We start from the raw sequence: 17136 nt of genomic DNA, 5'->3' as shown, positions 1-17136 counted from the left end.
AAACCTTGTTGGCTCAATTCTAGACATTTTATAGCCTAAATGACAGCATCCTTGCACCAATTTCCATTCTGGTTCCTGCTTAATAGACCAAGGACGAGGGTCATGAATCGAATTTTCCGCAACGTTGCCAGTGTTACGTTGCCGTTACTTTTCTCTTTCAACGCTGTAGCAAATGTGGATGCAAACCCACTGACTGTTAAAGATGATGCGCCACAAACATATGTAGTCGTGAAGGGCGATACGCTATGGGATATTTCGGCCATGTACTTGGATAGCCCGTGGTTGTGGCCTCGTTTATGGCAAGTAAACCCGGAAATCGACAACCCTCATTTAATTTATCCCGGTGACAAGCTGTCTTTGGTGTGGATTAACGGTCAGCCCGTATTGAGCCTAAAACCGGTTAAGAAGCTGAGCCCGAAAGCACGTATCACGGAAAAGAAAGCGGTACCAACGGTCGCGGAAGGTTTGGTGATGCCTTACCTCAAATCGGATCGGTTGCTGGATCAAGATGCGTTGAACAGTGCAGCAAAAGTGATGGGTAGCAGCAAAGGCAGTAAGTATCTGACTGCAGAAGATGTGCTGTATATCAATGGTAATCAGACCGCGACAGGTTGGGCTATTTACCGACCAGTAGCTACCTTTTCGCGTGACGATGTGTCCGAAGAGATTACCGCGCTGCGTTTGATTGCCAAAGGCGAGCTCGTTGAAGCTTCGAGTGATTATTCAGGTTTGAAGCTTACATCGCAGATGCAAGAAATTCTACGTAACGATATCGCGTTGCCAAATCAATCGGTTGAGAATACTGACTTCACGACTACGTTCTACCCGCTGCCGTCGCCACAAGGCAGTTCGGCAAAGTTGCTAGGTAATATCGAAGGTATTCGCTTTAGTTCAACTAACCAAGTCGTGGTGATTGATAAAGGCACGTCAGACAATCTGAAGCAAGGCAGTGTGTTTGATTTAAAAGAAGACGCGCACCCAGTTTACAAAGACGGCGATGAGTTCAAGAAAGAGTTTGGCGTGCTTGATAAGAAAATCACTCTGCCACAGAGTAAAGTTGGCGAATTGCTTGTGATTCGTCCGTATCAGTACTTTAGCTTGGCACTTATCACTAACAGTACGAAACCCATTAACCAAGATGTTTCGGTGGTGTCACCGTTGGCGAACGAATTAACCATCGATGAATCGACGAAATAACGATGATCTCGCTGCCTGGTTAAAACTGAGTTGTTTACCAGGCATTGGCGGGGTCAAAATGAATAAGCTACTGGCAAGAGACACGCCGCGTAACATCGTAAACTTCTCTCCCGAACAGCTACAACAACTTGGGTTAACAACTAAGCAAATTCAAGCTTGGGCTTCAACAGATAAAGAAGTTGATGCCTGTTTAAGTTGGTTTGAGGCTTCTACAAATCATCATATCCTGACACTGACTGACCCGCTTTATCCACCTCAACTCAAACAAACCGTTGCGCCGCCACCTCTGCTTTTTGTTCAAGGAAATTCTACTTGTCTTTCGCAGCCACAAATAGCAATGGTTGGCAGCCGAAATGCGAGTATTGATGGCTTACAGCATGCACGTCAGTTTGCTGCAGAGTTTGTTCAGCACGATTTTATTGTCACCAGTGGTCTCGCTTTAGGCATTGATGGTCATGCGCATGATGGTGCGTTGCAAGCCAAAGGTAAGACGATTGCGGTGCTGGGATCTGGCTTAGCAAATATTTATCCGGCACGTCATCGTGGTTTAGCGCAACGTGTCATTGAACATGGAGCTTTGGTGTCCGAGTTTCGCCCAAACGCCAAGCCGCGCCCGGAAAACTTCCCGCGTCGAAACCGCATTATTAGCGGATTATCGCTAGGTGTGTTAGTTGTGGAAGCGGCGGAAAGGAGTGGCTCGTTAATTACTGCTCGTTACGCGCTTGAGCAAGGTCGAGAAGTATTTGCGCTGCCAGCGTCAATCAATGCCCCCAATGCCAGCGGTGGCAACCAGTTGATACGTCATGGTGCTTGCCTCGTAGAAAAGACGAAAGATGTCTTAGATGAAATACAGTCTTTGCTTGATTGGTCTATTAATCAGAGTACCGATTTATTTTCTACGTTAAATGATGAAGAAGAATTGCCATTTCCTCAGCTGTTAGCTAACGTAGGAAGTGAAGCTACACCGGTTGATATTCTTGCAAACAGGACCAATATACCTGTCCAGGAAGTCATGATGCAGCTCTTAGAGTTAGAACTCTCTGGGCATGTCGTTGCGGTTTCAGGTGGCTATATTCGAAAGGGGAGGGGCTAGCTATGATGATGGATATACTGATGTATCTATTCGAAACCTACATCCATAGCGATGCAGAGTTACAGGTCGAACAAGACGAGTTGGAAGAAGAGCTGCTCCGTGCAGGCTTCCAACAAAAAGATATCTACAAAGCCCTTGTCTGGTTAGAAGAGCTTGCCGCATTGCAGCAAAGTGACACCTCTTCTGCAATCTCGACTTGCATGGCTTCGTCATCAACTCGTATCTACACAGCGAAAGAGATGCAGCGTTTAGATTTGGAATGCCGAGGGTTTTTATTGTTTCTCGAGCAGATCAATGTGTTAACCACAGAAACTCGCGAAATGGTGATTGACCGAGTGATGGGATTAGAAACGAGTGAGTTTGAGCTTGAAGACCTCAAATGGATCATTCTGATGGTGCTGTTTAATGTGCCTGGCAACGAAAACGCTTACACGCTAATGGAAGAGCTGTTGTACACCAAGGAACAAGGGATTCTTCACTAACCATCTGGGCAAGTTCGAGTTTAGCTAGAATAAACGCGAGCTTGTCTTTTTGTGTGTTTTTCACGAAACGGTAAGTATGAGTAGTAAAATCGACAACACCCTTTTCTCTGCCCATGAACACGCTTTGGAACACGAGCCGTGTCCTAAATGTGGCAGTGAATTGATCCTCAAACATGGCAAACACGGTCCCTTTCTTGGCTGTAGCCACTACCCAAGCTGTGATTACATCAAAGCCCTGCACAACAATGATGGACACATCGTCAAAGAGCTTGGCGTTCCTTGTCCAGATTGTGGTAACGAGTTGGTATTACGCCAAGGGCGTTATGGCATGTTTGTTGGTTGCAGTAACTATCCGGCTTGCCATCATATTGAGTCGATTAATCAACCTGAGCCAGAAAAGCAGCCGCAAGAGAAACACGCGTGTCCTGAATGTGGTAAAGGTCATTTAGTTGAACGTAAGACGCGCTTTGGTAAAACTTTCTACGCATGTGATAACTACCCTAAATGCAAATTTGCAGTGAATCTCCCTCCGGTTAAAGGGAGATGCGAAGAATGTGGTTTTACTTTGTTGGTGGAGAAGAAACTCGCCAGTGGTGTGAAATTGCAATGTGCCAACCGTAAGTGCCAGCACACCCAACAAGGGTAAATACATCAAAGGAATTAAAAAGGGTCGCATCGTGCGACCCTTTGTGGTTTTTGGGGCTAGATTTTAGCGTTATGCTTGTTTCGCAAACTCGTGCACGGCTGGGAATGCCATTGGATCTAAGACATTCGCGAGAGCGCACAACCTACGGTGTAATTCTCCTGGGTAGTCACCGCATACGTTGATGTGACCCATTTTTCGCCCTTCACGCTTCTCTTTGCCGTACCAATGGATGTGACAACCATCCATGGCGAGAAGCGCTTCTGGCAACGTATCTTCACCAAGAATATTCACCATCGAGGTTTCGCGAATCAGTTTGGTGCTGCCTAACGGCAAGCCGCATACGGCGCGCAGGTGGTTCTCGAACTGACAGGTTTCTGCACCTTGCTGTGTCCAGTGACCAGAGTTGTGCACTCGTGGGGCAATCTCATTCACTAACAGCGTGCCATCGACATCAAAGAATTCGAGCGCCAATACACCAACGTAATCTAGGCTATCTGCGACGGCCGTGAGCATCTGCTTGGCTTGGGCTTGCAGTTCTGGCGCATCAATTGCGGTGGATAAGCTCAGTACGCCATTGATGTGAACGTTTTCTGCTAGAGGGTAAACTTCAACGCAGCCATCTTTGCTTCGAGCACCAACTAGTGATACTTCGCGGTTAAAAGGAACAAACTCTTCAGCAACAATCGCTTGAGTTGGTGTTGCCGCGATGCACTCTGCCATCTCAGTCCAAATGTCGTAGACTTGAGAAGCTTCTTTTAAGCGCCATTGACCTTTACCATCGTAACCTCCCAATGCACTTTTCAGAACCATTGGCATACCAACGTGTTCAATTGCGCGCTCAAAGTCTTCACGAGTTTCAATCACGTAGTATTTCGCGTTGCGCACGCCAGCATCATCAAGCAGTGCTTTTTCAATACGGCGATCACCACCTGCTTTGATGGCTTGCGTACTTGGTAGGAACTTGCCGCTCGCTTCGCAAACCTTGAGCACGTCATGTGGAATATGCTCGAACTCGGCAGTAATCACATCAACTTGCGTAATCGCATTTTCCAAGCCATGGCCAAGTACCTGTTGAGTTAAAGGATGAACGACATCACCGCTGCTGACATCGTAAGCTGAAATTTGAATATTCAATGGCGCACCAGCCAGAGACATCATGCGAGCCAACTGACCCGCACCAAGAACCAGTACATGCATCTGATTAATCCTCAGCTGGATTTGGGTTAGCCAGTACGGTTTCCGTCTGTTCATTGCGGAACGCTTCTACCTTCGCCATGATGCTTTCGTCATGAGTGCCTAGTATTTGCGCCGCTAGGATACCGGCGTTTGCTGCGCCCGCTTCGCCAATCGCTAACGTACCGACGGCAATGCCTTTTGGCATTTGTACAATAGATAGCAGAGAGTCCATGCCTTTTAGTGCGCGAGACTGAACTGGAACACCGAGTACAGGTACGCTAGTAAATGCAGCTGCCATACCAGGTAGGTGAGCCGCACCGCCTGCACCGGCGATGATCACTTTGATACCACGTTCTTTCGCGCTGCTGGCGTAGTCTGCCAGTAATTGAGGAGTTCGGTGTGCTGATACGACTTTTGTTTCGTAAGGTACGCCAAATTGGTCTAGCATGTCTGCTGCTAGTTTCATGGTTGGCCAATCGGATTTAGAACCCATGATGATACCGACTTTCATCTCAAACTCCTTCAAGCTGCAAAATTAGGTGAGCTGATAAATTTGTGCGCATTATACGGGGATTTTCATCTCAAGCAAACGTTTGCGTCCTGTTGTTGACGCTATTGATACATTTTATAAAAAAATTGCTTTAGTGTCTGAGAATGAATATTTGTACACTTAGTGAAAATAATACAGTCAGACAATCAGGAAGTATTCGGTGGATAACTTTGAACAAGTGCTCAACGCACTACAACAAGGCGAAGTGATTGCCTACCCAACAGAAGGGGTTTTTGGTGTCGGATGCGATCCAGATAACCCAGAAGCAATTCAAAAACTGCTGGAGCTCAAGCAGCGCCCGGTGGAAAAAGGGCTGATTCTGATCGCTGCAAGTTATGAGCAGCTCTTGCCGTATATTGATGAATCTCAACTGACTCGAGAACAATTAGCGACCGTTCATGCAACTTGGCCAGGTCCATACACTTGGATCATGCCTGCGAGCGATAAAGTCTCCAACTGGGTTTCAGGGCAGTTTGATTCAATTGCAGTTCGTGTGACTGATCATCCTTTGGTTCAAAAGATGTGTAATGCATTCGGAAAGCCGTTAACCTCTACCAGCGCGAATCTTTCCGGCTTGCCACCGTGTATGACCACGGAAGAAGTCGAAGAGCAATTGGGTGACAAGCTGGTGGCCATTCTTCGTGGTGAAACCAGCGGTCGTGATAAACCCAGCGAGATTCGTGACGCCAAGACTTCACAAATATTAAGACAGGGATAACCCTGCTTGCCAGTCATCAACCGGTATCACGTAATAGGTAATAACGTATGTCAGCAATCGATAAGCACGCCGTAAAGCAGTTCCTGATGTCACTTCAGGACTCCATTTGTCAGCAGTTAGAACAAGAAGATGGAGAGGCCGTCTTTGTCGAGGATGCATGGCATCGTGAACCGGGCGAACGTCTTGGTGGCGGTGGGCGCTCACGTGTTATGCGTGATGGCCTTGTTTTCGAGCAAGGTGGGGTGAACTTCTCGCATGTAGAAGGGAAAGAAATGCCAGCATCTGCGACGGCACATCGTCCGGAGCTAGCGGGTCGCCGTTTTGAAGCGATGGGGGTCTCTTTGGTTATCCATCCCAATAACCCTTACGTCCCAACTTCTCATGCTAATGTGCGTTTCTTTATCGCTGAGAAAGAGGGCGAAGAGCCAATTTGGTGGTTTGGTGGTGGTTTCGACCTGACTCCTTTTTATCCTTTCGAAGAAGATTGTCAGTCATGGCACGATACAGCTAAGGCAATCTGTGCCCCATTTGGTGAAGAAGTATATGCAGAACACAAAGCGTGGTGTGATAAGTACTTCTTCTTGCCACATCGAAACGAAACTCGTGGTGTTGGTGGTTTGTTCTTTGATGATTTGAATCACTGGGAGTTTGATAAGTGTTTCGATTACATCAAAGCGGTGGGTGAAGGCTATTGCCAAGCTTACTTGCCGATTGTGTCTCGTCGTAAAGACATCGAATATGGCGAGCGCGAACGTGAATTCCAACTTTACCGTCGTGGTCGTTATGTTGAGTTCAACTTAGTCTACGACCGTGGCACCTTATTTGGTTTACAAAGTGGTGGGCGTACCGAGTCGATTCTGATGTCGATGCCGCCGTTAGCGCGATGGGAGTACCGCTACGAACCAGAAGCAGGAACGCCTGAAGCCGAACTTTACGAGCGATACCTGAAACCACGCGAATGGTAAGCACGGAATCTCCTTTTCTCTATAGATAGATAGTGATAGGGTCATCTGTAATCAGATGGCCCTGTTTTCTCTATATCTAATTAAGGAATAAAGGTAAGGACATGACCCCGCAAATCGATCGTTACGCCGTGTTTGGTAACCCTATCGGGCACAGCAAGTCGCCATTTATCCATACACTCTTTGCTCGTCAAACTAATCAGTCCCTAACATACACCGCAGAGTGTGCGCCTGTGGGTGGATTTATCGAGGCGGCGAAAGCATTTTTTGCTGACGGCGGCAAAGGCTGTAACGTGACCTTGCCTTTTAAAGAAGATGCCTATCAATTTGCTAGCCGTTTGACCGAGCGTGCTCAGCTTGCTGGAGCAGTGAATACACTTAAGAAGCTTGATGATGGTGAAATCATTGGTGATAACACTGATGGTGCAGGCTTAGTGCAGGACTTGTTGCAACATCAAGTCGTTTTAGAAGGCGCACGTATCCTGATCATAGGAGCTGGTGGTGCCGCTCGAGGAGTGATTAAACCATTGCTCGACCAAAAACCAACATCTCTAACGATAACTAATCGTACATTTTCCAAAGCCGAAGAATTGGCAGAATTGTTTTCTGCGTATGGCCCTGTTACAGCAAAAGAGATGAATACCATTGCTGAAGAGTTCGATGTCATAATCAACTCTACGTCTGCATCATTGGATGGTGAGTTACCTGCGATCTCTTCCTCGGTGTTCGCCGCCAACAGTACAAGCTACGATATGATGTATGGCAAAGGTGATACCACATTTAACCAATGGGCTAAGCAACACGGTGCGGCACATGCATATGATGGTTTAGGTATGTTAGTTGGCCAAGCTGCTGAGAGTTTTATGTTATGGCGCGGTCTTCGTCCTGGGGCCAAACAGATTTTGCGTGAATTAAGAAAGAACCTTGAAGGTCAATAAGCGATGAATCAATCCATCTTATTCCCAGACATGCAATCATGGGATGAAGTATCACAATCAGTAAACTTTGCGGCGCAACAATCTGGTGCGCTAATAGAATGCTTTGTGACGAAACAAAAGTTAGAAAAGTTATCTGGCTCAGAGTTAGATACGGAGCAGGCCGTGATCGCCGCTTTTATTGATTACCGATTTGATCTGGAAGAAATAGCAGAAGAGTTAATAGAAGATGAAGCCTTCAACGAAGAAGGCCATATTATCATCGGCTAACAGACCTTTAGTTCAAGTCTTCTACTTCATGTAAGTAGTCGTTTTTGTTTTGAACATAGTTATTGGCAGACTTTTGCAAAAAAGCTCGTTCTGTCTCTGATAGAGGGCGAGCTTGTTTTACTGGACTACCGACATAAAGATAACCGCTTTCTAATCTCTTTCCTGGCGGTACTAAACTGCCCGCTCCAATCATCACCTCTGATTCAATAACGACAGCATCTAAAACAATCGCCCCCATACCAACCAATACACGATCGTGGATCTCACAACCGTGCAGCATCACTTTGTGGCCAATCGTAACGTCATTGCCAATTATAAGTGGGTAGCCGTTTGGGTTTTCGGCGTTCTTATGGGTGACATGCAAAACACTGCCATCTTGAATATTCGTTCGATCACCAATGTGAATGTGGTTCACATCGCCTCGTGCCGCTACTAATGGCCAAATGCTAGAATCGTCCCCAATACGGATATCTCCGACTAACACTGAGGTTGAGTCAACGTAAACACGCTCACCAAGTTGAGGCTTTATACCTTTGTAGCTTCTAATTGAGCTCATCTTTTCTCCTTATTAGGGGCGAGTACAGGGGACATGGAGGTAGGATAGTAGTGAAAACTCGCCTTTTAGAATAAAAAACACCCAAACGATAAAAAAATCAAAAAAAACGTGAAAAAGGGCTTGCCAATGTGATCGCAATCTCTATAATGCCACCTCGCTGACACGGCAACGCTTCGAAAGAAACGAAGTTGGGGTTAGCAAGCCAAATTAGCCAAGCGGAAACGCTTGAAGAAAGTTTGAAAAAAAAGTGATTGACACTAAACTTTAACTCGCTAAAATGGCCGTCCTGTTTTGAGCAAAGCTCAACAGGAAAAGCTCTTTAACAATATAGACCTATCAATCTGTGTGGGCACTCGTTGATGATAATCCAATTAGAAATTTCTCTTAATAAAGAGGGGTTTCAAATTAGGTTTCAATGAAACGAAGTGACCATTGAATCTTCGGATTCAGCACAGTCAATTCAAACATTACTTATGTAATGTTCAGTATTCATTGAGCCGAACAAAATCTTAAATTGAAGAGTTTGATCATGGCTCAGATTGAACGCTGGCGGCAGGCCTAACACATGCAAGTCGAGCGGAAACGAGTTATCTGAACCTTCGGGGAACGATAACGGCGTCGAGCGGCGGACGGGTGAGTAATGCCTAGGAAATTGCCCTGATGTGGGGGATAACCATTGGAAACGATGGCTAATACCGCATGATGCCTACGGGCCAAAGAGGGGGACCTTCGGGCCTCTCGCGTCAGGATATGCCTAGGTGGGATTAGCTAGTTGGTGAGGTAAGGGCTCACCAAGGCAACGATCCCTAGCTGGTCTGAGAGGATGATCAGCCACACTGGAACTGAGACACGGTCCAGACTCCTACGGGAGGCAGCAGTGGGGAATATTGCACAATGGGCGCAAGCCTGATGCAGCCATGCCGCGTGTATGAAGAAGGCCTTCGGGTTGTAAAGTACTTTCAGTCGTGAGGAAGGCGTTGTAGTTAATAGCTGCATCGTTTGACGTTAGCGACAGAAGAAGCACCGGCTAACTCCGTGCCAGCAGCCGCGGTAATACGGAGGGTGCGAGCGTTAATCGGAATTACTGGGCGTAAAGCGCATGCAGGTGGTTTGTTAAGTCAGATGTGAAAGCCCGGGGCTCAACCTCGGAATAGCATTTGAAACTGGCAGACTAGAGTACTGTAGAGGGGGGTAGAATTTCAGGTGTAGCGGTGAAATGCGTAGAGATCTGAAGGAATACCGGTGGCGAAGGCGGCCCCCTGGACAGATACTGACACTCAGATGCGAAAGCGTGGGGAGCAAACAGGATTAGATACCCTGGTAGTCCACGCCGTAAACGATGTCTACTTGGAGGTTGTGGCCTTGAGCCGTGGCTTTCGGAGCTAACGCGTTAAGTAGACCGCCTGGGGAGTACGGTCGCAAGATTAAAACTCAAATGAATTGACGGGGGCCCGCACAAGCGGTGGAGCATGTGGTTTAATTCGATGCAACGCGAAGAACCTTACCTACTCTTGACATCCAGAGAACTTTCCAGAGATGGATTGGTGCCTTCGGGAACTCTGAGACAGGTGCTGCATGGCTGTCGTCAGCTCGTGTTGTGAAATGTTGGGTTAAGTCCCGCAACGAGCGCAACCCTTATCCTTGTTTGCCAGCGAGTAATGTCGGGAACTCCAGGGAGACTGCCGGTGATAAACCGGAGGAAGGTGGGGACGACGTCAAGTCATCATGGCCCTTACGAGTAGGGCTACACACGTGCTACAATGGCGCATACAGAGGGCGGCCAACTTGCGAGAGTGAGCGAATCCCAAAAAGTGCGTCGTAGTCCGGATTGGAGTCTGCAACTCGACTCCATGAAGTCGGAATCGCTAGTAATCGTGGATCAGAATGCCACGGTGAATACGTTCCCGGGCCTTGTACACACCGCCCGTCACACCATGGGAGTGGGCTGCAAAAGAAGTAGGTAGTTTAACCTTCGGGGGACGCTTACCACTTTGTGGTTCATGACTGGGGTGAAGTCGTAACAAGGTAGCGCTAGGGGAACCTGGCGCTGGATCACCTCCTTATACGATGATTATTGCGATGAGTGTTCACACAGATTGATATGGTTTATGAAGTTTAAGAGATAGAACATCCCCCAAGATGTTCAACTTAGTGTCCCGTTCGTCTAGAGGCCTAGGACACCGCCCTTTCACGGCGGTAACAGGGGTTCGACTCCCCTACGGGATACCATTGGGTCGTTAGCTCAGTTGGTAGAGCAGTTGACTTTTAATCAATTGGTCGCAGGTTCGAATCCTGCACGACCCACCATTCCTTCCATTAGGAATTAAAACTCAAAATATGGGGCTATAGCTCAGCTGGGAGAGCGCCTGCCTTGCACGCAGGAGGTCTGCGGTTCGATCCCGCATAGCTCCACCATATTTTGAAACAATGGGCGATTAGCTCAGTTGGGAGAGCACCTGCCTTACAAGCAGGGGGTCACTGGTTCGAGCCCGGTATCGCCCACCATCTTTAAGCGCATTCAATGAGTGCTTTTAAAAATGGTTTTCATCAGAAAATCTCGCTCTTTAACAATTTGGAAAGCTGACAAAACAACAATTTATTGTTGTTTGTAAAGTTCTCAAAGTATTCCTTATGGAATACAACTAAAAACACATTCAAGTGTTCTTGGAATTTGAGTCCGGCAAAATCGAATGTCTCTCGCTCATTCAAATAATGAGAGACAACTTTGGTTGTTTAACATCAATTCGAAACTCCTTCGGGTTGTATGGTTAAGTGACTAAGCGTACACGGTGGATGCCTTGGCAGTCAGAGGCGATGAAGGACGTATTAACTTGCGATAAGCCCAGATTAGGTAGTAAAAACCACTTGAGTCTGGGATTTCCGAATGGGGAAACCCACTTACATAAGTAAGTATCGTTATGTGAATACATAGCATAACGAGGCGAACCGGGGGAACTGAAACATCTAAGTACCCCGAGGAAAAGAAATCAACCGAGATTCCGAAAGTAGCGGCGAGCGAAATTGGACTAGCCCTTAAGCTTTATAGGCGTTAGGTGAACAAGCTGGAAAGCTTGGCGATACAGGGTGATAGCCCCGTAACTGACGACGCATATTCAGTGAAATCGAGTAGGGCGGGACACGTGATATCCTGTCTGAATATGGGGGGACCATCCTCCAAGGCTAAATACTACTGACTGACCGATAGTGAACCAGTACCGTGAGGGAAAGGCGAAAAGAACCCCTGTGAGGGGAGTGAAATAGAACCTGAAACCGTGTACGTACAAGCAGTAGGAGCAGGCTTGTCCTGTGACTGCGTACCTTTTGTATAATGGGTCAGCGACTTATATTCAGTGGCAAGGTTAACCATCTAGGGGAGCCGTAGGGAAACCGAGTCTTAACTGGGCGTTCAGTCTCTGGATATAGACCCGAAACCAGGTGATCTAGCCATGGGCAGGTTGAAGGTTGAGTAACATCAACTGGAGGACCGAACCGACTAATGTTGAAAAATTAGCGGATGACTTGTGGCTAGGGGTGAAAGGCCAATCAAACCTGGAGATAGCTGGTTCTCCCCGAAAGCTATTTAGGTAGCGCCTCGGACGAATACTACTGGGGGTAGAGCACTGTTAAGGCTAGGGGGTCATCCCGACTTACCAACCCTTTGCAAACTCCGAATACCAGTAAGTACTATCCGGGAGACACACGGCGGGTGCTAACGTCCGTCGTGGAGAGGGAAACAACCCAGACCGCCAGCTAAGGTCCCAAATTACTACTAAGTGGGAAACGATGTGGGAAGGCTCAGACAGCCAGGATGTTGGCTTAGAAGCAGCCATCATTTAAAGAAAGCGTAATAGCTCACTGGTCGAGTCGGCCTGCGCGGAAGATGTAACGGGGCTAAGTAGTAAACCGAAGCTGCGGCAATGTGCTTTTGCACATTGGGTAGGGGAGCGTTCTGTAAGCGGTTGAAGGTGTGTGGTAACGCATGCTGGACGTATCAGAAGTGCGAATGCTGACATGAGTAACGATAAAGGGGGTGAAAAACCTCCTCGCCGGAAGACCAAGGGTTCCTGTCCAACGTTAATCGGGGCAGGGTAAGTCGACCCCTAAGGCGAGGCCGAAAGGCGTAGTCGATGGGAAACGGGTTAATATTCCCGTACTTCTTACAATTGCGATGGGGGGACGGAGAAGGCTAGGTGGGCCTGGCGACGGTTGTCCAGGTTCAAGTGCGTAGGCTGAAGAGTTAGGTAAATCCGGCTCTTCTTAAGGCTGAGACACGACGTCGAGCATCTACGGATGTGAAGTCATTGATGCCATGCTTCCAGGAAAAGCCTCTAAGCTTCAGATTGTAAGGAATCGTACCCCAAACCGACACAGGTGGTCGGGTAGAGAATACCAAGGCGCTTGAGAGAACTCGGGTGAAGGAACTAGGCAAAATGGTACCGTAACTTCGGGAGAAGGTACGCTCTCGACGGTGAAGTCCCTCGCGGATGGAGCTATTGAGAGTCGCAGATACCAGGTGGCTGCAACTGTTTATTAAAAACACAGCACTGTGCAAAATCGCAAGATGACGTATACGGTGTGACGCCTGCCCGGTGCCGGAAGGTTAATTGATGGGGTTAGACTTCGGTCGAAGCTCTTGATCGAAGCCCCGGTAAACGGCGGCCGTAACTATAACGGTCCTAAGGTAGCGAAATTCCTTGTCGGGTAAGTTCCGACCTGCACGAATGGCGTAATGATGGCCACGCTGTCTCCACCCGAGACTCAGTGAAATTGAAATCGCTGTGAAGATGCAGTGTACCCGCGGCTAGACGGAAAGACCCCGTGAACCTTTACTACAGCTTGGCACTGAACATTGACCCTACATGTGTAGGATAGGTGGGAGGCTTTGAAGCGCAGTCGCTAGATTGCGTGGAGCCGTCCTTGAAATACCACCCTTGTAGTGTTGATGTTCTAACGTCGACCCCTTATCGGGGTTGCGGACAGTGCCTGGTGGGTAGTTTGACTGGGGCGGTCTCCTCCCAAAGCGTAACGGAGGAGCACGAAGGTGGGCTAATCACGGTTGGACATCGTGAGGTTAGTGCAATGGCATAAGCCCGCTTGACTGCGAGAATGACAATTCGAGCAGGTGCGAAAGCAGGTCATAGTGATCCGGTGGTTCTGAATGGAAGGGCCATCGCTCAACGGATAAAAGGTACTCCGGGGATAACAGGCTGATACCGCCCAAGAGTTCATATCGACGGCGGTGTTTGGCACCTCGATGTCGGCTCATCACATCCTGGGGCTGAAGTCGGTCCCAAGGGTATGGCTGTTCGCCATTTAAAGTGGTACGCGAGCTGGGTTTAGAACGTCGTGAGACAGTTCGGTCCCTATCTGCCGTGGGCGTTGGAGAATTGAAAGGGGCTGCTCCTAGTACGAGAGGACCGGAGTGGACGAACCTCTGGTGTTCGGGTTGTGTCGCCAGACGCATTGCCCGGTAGCTAAGTTCGGGATCGATAACCGCTGAAAGCATCTAAGCGGGAAGCGAGCCTTGAGATGAGTTCTCCCTGATACTTTAAGTATCCTAAAGGGTTGTCGTAGACTACGACGTTGATAGGCAGGGTGTGTAAGCGTTGTGAGGCGTTGAGCTAACCTGTACTAATTGCCCGTGAGGCTTAACCATACAACACCCAAGGGGTTTTGATGGACTCAAAGAAAGAACAAAACTTGATTGTGTAGAGAACACAAAAACAGCTTTCCAGATTAAAGAATTTGCTTGGCGACCATAGCGTTTTGGACCCACCTGACTTCCATGCCGAACTCAGAAGTGAAACGAAATAGCGCCGATGGTAGTGTGGGGCTTCCCCATGTGAGAGTAGGACATCGCCAGGCTTTAAATTTTGGACACTTGCTGATTACAAGCGAGTGATACCACTGCGGAGTGGTAGTTCAGTTGGTTAGAATACCGGCCTGTCACGCCGGGGGTCGCGGGTTCGAGTCCCGTCCACTCCGCCACTTAATATCGACAACCTCGCCCATGCGAGGTTTTGTCAAATCTAGAATATAAGAATTCTACAGGGGTGTAGCTCCAATTGGCAGAGCAGCGGATTCCAAATCCGCGTGTTGGGAGTTCGAATCTCTCCACCCCTGCCATATATCAAGGCTCTGACTTAGGTCAGAGCCTTTTTTGTATCTGCTTGCCACTATGCATGTGTCCTCTCATCCCACCTATATGACTTTTTGCTGCCTGCTGCTCTTTGTAAGTATTTATTAGCTACTCGAACTCACCAACCTATTAGACTAGTCGTTATAACCAAGTGCTCCGAAATGTTAGTAATAATTGAGAATCATTATTTATATTTAGTTACACTCAACCGATCTGGATTAATGGGTAACTATGTATGGATATATCTCGTCGACGCTTCCTTCAATCATCCTTAGCAATCTCCGCGCTTACCGTTCTTCCTGCATGTTCTCTATCTCGGAGTACTAATAAGGGGCAACATATATACGATATCACTGCAGAGCCTTCTACTGCAGAATTGGTCCCAGGGTTTAACACAGACGTACTCGCGTTTAATGGTTCGATTCCAGCGCCTACGATTCGCTGTCGCCAAGGTGAGAAAGTTATTATCCGATTTACCAACAAGCTTTCAGAGCCAACTACAATTCACTGGCATGGCCTGCGAATCCCCATTGAAATGGATGGTGTACCTTTCTTAAGTCAGCCGCCTATCATGCCGGGTGAAACATTCGTTTATGAATTTACACCGCCAGATGCAGGTACGTTTTGGTATCACCCACACATGAACAGCGTTAAGCAGCTTGGTATGGGGTTGGTTGGGCTAATAATTGTTGAAGAGGCTGAGCCTGTTCAGTTTGATGAAGAGCATGAAGTCGTCCTCAAGCATTGGCATTTAGACAAGCAAGGACAGTGGAAGAATCTAATGGTGCCGCGCTTGAGTGCACGTATGGGAACGCCAGGAGAGTGGAGTAGCGTCAATGGTATTCATGAGCCTGTTTATACGCTGAAGCAGAACGCGACTACGCGATTAAGAATTGCTAATGTCGATAACACCATTACCTATCCGATCGCGATTGAAGGCACAGAGGCTTGGGTTATTGCCATCGATGGCAATCCAGTTAAAACGCCTTATAGGCTCACTCAACACAAAATTGGTCCGGGAATGAGATTGGATATCGGATTGATTGCTCCGAAGGCTGGAGAGCGTGTTTATGTGCGTCAAATGAAAGGGCGCTTCCCATTCTCTTTGTGTGAGTTTGAAGTTGTTGAGTCTGACCTGCCAAGCAACAAGAAACTGCCTTTATTGCCTCTCAACCCTGTGCCTGATCTTGATTTGGAAAATGCGGAGCAAATCGATTATGTGTTTGAATGGGAGGGGGCGATCACTCCTGCCGATAAATCGGGCAAAGCGATACCTAAATTCTGGCTGATGAACAAACGAGCTTGGGAGGGAATGAGTAAAGATAATATCCCTGCGCCACTTTCAACATTGGAGCTTGGAAAAACCTATATCTTCAATTTGAAGAACGTTACTCAATATCATCATCCTATTCATCTTCATGGGCATACATTTACTGTTCTTGAGTTAGATGGCAAGAAACTCGACGAACCGTTCCATACCGATACGGTTTTACTTGGAAAAAATGGCAGTGCCAAAGCTGCCTTTGTTGCTAACAACCCTGGACGTTGGATGTATCACTGCCATGTTATTGAGCACATGAAAACCGGTTTGATGGGGTATATTGAAGTAAAGTGACTCCTGTAACTTTTTTAATCTCAGCGTGTTTTAAATGCAATACGTTGTCGAATTCTAAAATTTCACCATCAATATTGCTTTAGTTTTGGTTACAATATCGTCATCAATAGTGTTGGGGGAATTATGGGGCAGTTTTCCATTCTTGGTTTTATTGCACTAGGTGGTGCTTTCGGTGCGTGTTCTCGTTACTTGATATCTGAACTGTGTGTCATTTTATTGGGGCGTGGTTTTCCATACGGTACGCTAACTGTTAATGTGGTTGGTTCATTTATCATGGGCTTGTTGATTGCTGCGTTCGACAATGAACTGTTGGCAACAGAACCTTGGCGACAAGTGATTGGTTTGGGATTTTTAGGGGCACTGACGACGTTTTCCACCTTTTCTATGGATAATGTTTTACTTATGCAGCAAGGTGCATTTTTTAAGATGGGGTTAAATATTTTATTAAATGTGGTGCTGAGCATCTCTGCTGCGTGGATCGGTTTCCAATTATTGATGCGCAGCTAGCAAAGTAGTTAAAAATTAAACAGGTCGGCTTGGTTTAACCAGGCCGTTTTTATATACTGATATCACTTGTCGGAGTGCCATAAGGCTGAGACCGTTAATTCGGGATCCGTTGAACCTGATCAGATTAGAATCTGCGAAGGGAACAAGAGAAGATATTTATACCGGAGTTCTTTCTGGTTGACCTATCAAATAGTCGAATGTTGTTATAGGCAAATTACTTAAGCTTTATTTAGCCTTAATTTGACTCCTCTTGTCGCATCTATCCGCCAAGCATTTTTATCCAATTACTT

At 47.3% G+C, this 17136-nt stretch carries 13 protein-coding genes, 6 tRNA genes, 3 rRNA genes and 1 riboswitch; of the genes, 19 read left to right on the top strand and 3 right to left on the bottom strand.

The window, feature by feature from the left end:
- The first annotated feature begins 102 nt into the window (after window positions 1-102).
- The 4 genes from J8Z23_RS16050 to J8Z23_RS16035 all read left to right on the top strand — a co-directional run bounded on the left by J8Z23_RS16050 (window position 103) and on the right by J8Z23_RS16035 (window position 3418).
- Window positions 103-1197, top strand: coding sequence for a LysM peptidoglycan-binding domain-containing protein (locus tag J8Z23_RS16050; RefSeq protein WP_074190044.1), 1095 nt, complete (start codon window positions 103-105; stop codon window positions 1195-1197).
- On the top strand, window positions 1181-2290 hold the full coding sequence (gene dprA / locus J8Z23_RS16045) for a DNA-processing protein DprA (RefSeq protein ID WP_434634293.1): 1110 nt from the start codon (window positions 1181-1183) through the stop codon (window positions 2288-2290). Before J8Z23_RS16050 ends, dprA begins: the two co-directional genes overlap by 17 nt.
- Window positions 2291-2292: 2 nt before the next feature.
- Window positions 2293-2772 carry a DUF494 family protein gene (locus tag J8Z23_RS16040; protein WP_005379074.1) on the top strand — a complete coding sequence of 160 codons (480 nt, stop codon included), beginning with the start codon at window positions 2293-2295 and terminating at the stop codon, window positions 2770-2772.
- A gap of 76 nt (window positions 2773-2848) precedes the next feature.
- The gene (locus J8Z23_RS16035) at window positions 2849-3418 is read left to right on the top strand and encodes a DNA topoisomerase family protein (protein ID WP_258431326.1); all 570 of its coding nucleotides are present in this window, start codon (window positions 2849-2851) and stop codon (window positions 3416-3418) included.
- 69 nt (window positions 3419-3487) lie between these two features.
- Here J8Z23_RS16035 and J8Z23_RS16030 read toward each other — a convergent pair whose 3' ends face one another.
- Window positions 3488-4615, bottom strand: coding sequence for a 5-(carboxyamino)imidazole ribonucleotide synthase (locus J8Z23_RS16030; RefSeq protein WP_434634288.1), 1128 nt, complete (start codon window positions 4613-4615; stop codon window positions 3488-3490).
- A gap of 4 nt (window positions 4616-4619) precedes the next feature.
- Entirely contained in the window at window positions 4620-5105 is a 486-nt protein-coding gene (gene purE, locus J8Z23_RS16025) for a 5-(carboxyamino)imidazole ribonucleotide mutase (RefSeq protein WP_074190040.1), read from the bottom strand.
- Between the two features lie 199 nt (window positions 5106-5304).
- On the opposite strand from purE, the gene J8Z23_RS16020 reads away from it, so the two are divergent.
- The 4 genes from J8Z23_RS16020 (at window position 5305) to J8Z23_RS16005 (ending at window position 8029) form a co-directional block, all read left to right on the top strand.
- A complete protein-coding gene (locus tag J8Z23_RS16020) occupies window positions 5305-5862 on the top strand; it encodes an L-threonylcarbamoyladenylate synthase (RefSeq protein ID WP_046874602.1) in 558 nt (185 codons plus the stop codon).
- A gap of 47 nt (window positions 5863-5909) precedes the next feature.
- A complete protein-coding gene (hemF, locus tag J8Z23_RS16015) occupies window positions 5910-6827 on the top strand; it encodes an oxygen-dependent coproporphyrinogen oxidase (RefSeq protein WP_434634284.1) in 918 nt (305 codons plus the stop codon).
- A gap of 101 nt (window positions 6828-6928) precedes the next feature.
- Window positions 6929-7762 carry a shikimate dehydrogenase gene (gene aroE, locus J8Z23_RS16010; protein WP_193246020.1) on the top strand — a complete coding sequence of 278 codons (834 nt, stop codon included), beginning with the start codon at window positions 6929-6931 and terminating at the stop codon, window positions 7760-7762.
- Window positions 7763-7765: 3 nt separating this feature from the next.
- Complete coding sequence (locus tag J8Z23_RS16005; RefSeq protein WP_005497408.1) at window positions 7766-8029, top strand: DUF1488 domain-containing protein; 264 nt, start codon at window positions 7766-7768, stop codon at window positions 8027-8029.
- Between the two features lie 7 nt (window positions 8030-8036).
- On the opposite strand, the gene J8Z23_RS16000 is transcribed toward J8Z23_RS16005, so the two are convergent.
- Window positions 8037-8585 carry a gamma carbonic anhydrase family protein gene (locus J8Z23_RS16000; RefSeq protein ID WP_005394003.1) on the bottom strand — a complete coding sequence of 183 codons (549 nt, stop codon included), beginning with the start codon at window positions 8583-8585 and terminating at the stop codon, window positions 8037-8039.
- A gap of 511 nt (window positions 8586-9096) precedes the next feature.
- Between J8Z23_RS16000 and J8Z23_RS15995 the strand changes: the two genes are divergently transcribed.
- The 11 genes from J8Z23_RS15995 to crcB all read left to right on the top strand — a co-directional run bounded on the left by J8Z23_RS15995 (window position 9097) and on the right by crcB (window position 16846).
- Window positions 9097-10648: ribosomal RNA gene (locus J8Z23_RS15995) — 16S ribosomal RNA — on the top strand.
- Between the two features lie 90 nt (window positions 10649-10738).
- Window positions 10739-10814 (top strand) — tRNA-Glu (locus J8Z23_RS15990).
- 2 nt (window positions 10815-10816) lie between these two features.
- Window positions 10817-10892: transfer RNA gene (locus J8Z23_RS15985), tRNA-Lys, on the top strand.
- Window positions 10893-10924: 32 nt separating this feature from the next.
- A tRNA-Ala gene (locus J8Z23_RS15980) sits at window positions 10925-11000 on the top strand.
- A 14-nt stretch (window positions 11001-11014) separates the two neighbouring features.
- Window positions 11015-11090, top strand: a tRNA-Val gene (locus J8Z23_RS15975).
- A 261-nt stretch (window positions 11091-11351) separates the two neighbouring features.
- Window positions 11352-14241: ribosomal RNA gene (locus J8Z23_RS15970) — 23S ribosomal RNA — on the top strand.
- A 92-nt stretch (window positions 14242-14333) separates the two neighbouring features.
- Window positions 14334-14450, top strand: a 5S ribosomal RNA gene (rrf, locus tag J8Z23_RS15965).
- The 16S, 23S and 5S rRNA genes sit together here with 6 tRNA genes alongside, the layout of an rRNA operon.
- 46 nt (window positions 14451-14496) lie before the next feature.
- Window positions 14497-14573: transfer RNA gene (locus J8Z23_RS15960), tRNA-Asp, on the top strand.
- Between the two features lie 61 nt (window positions 14574-14634).
- Window positions 14635-14711: transfer RNA gene (locus J8Z23_RS15955), tRNA-Trp, on the top strand.
- 248 nt (window positions 14712-14959) lie between these two features.
- Window positions 14960-16339, top strand: a complete 1380-nt coding sequence (locus J8Z23_RS15950) for a multicopper oxidase domain-containing protein (protein WP_434634272.1) — start codon at window positions 14960-14962, stop codon at window positions 16337-16339.
- 123 nt (window positions 16340-16462) lie between these two features.
- Window positions 16463-16846 (top strand): fluoride efflux transporter CrcB, encoded by a 384-nt coding sequence (gene crcB, locus J8Z23_RS15945; protein ID WP_005397071.1) that lies wholly within the window; start codon window positions 16463-16465, stop codon window positions 16844-16846.
- A 60-nt stretch (window positions 16847-16906) separates the two neighbouring features.
- Window positions 16907-17005, top strand: a riboswitch (TPP riboswitch).
- The last annotated feature ends 131 nt before the right edge of the window (window positions 17006-17136 follow it).

The sequence above is a fragment of the Vibrio sp. SCSIO 43086 genome, assembly GCF_051132235.1.
Classification (GTDB): domain Bacteria; phylum Pseudomonadota; class Gammaproteobacteria; order Enterobacterales; family Vibrionaceae; genus Vibrio; species Vibrio diabolicus.
This window is presented reverse-complemented; position numbering and strand designations above follow the sequence as displayed.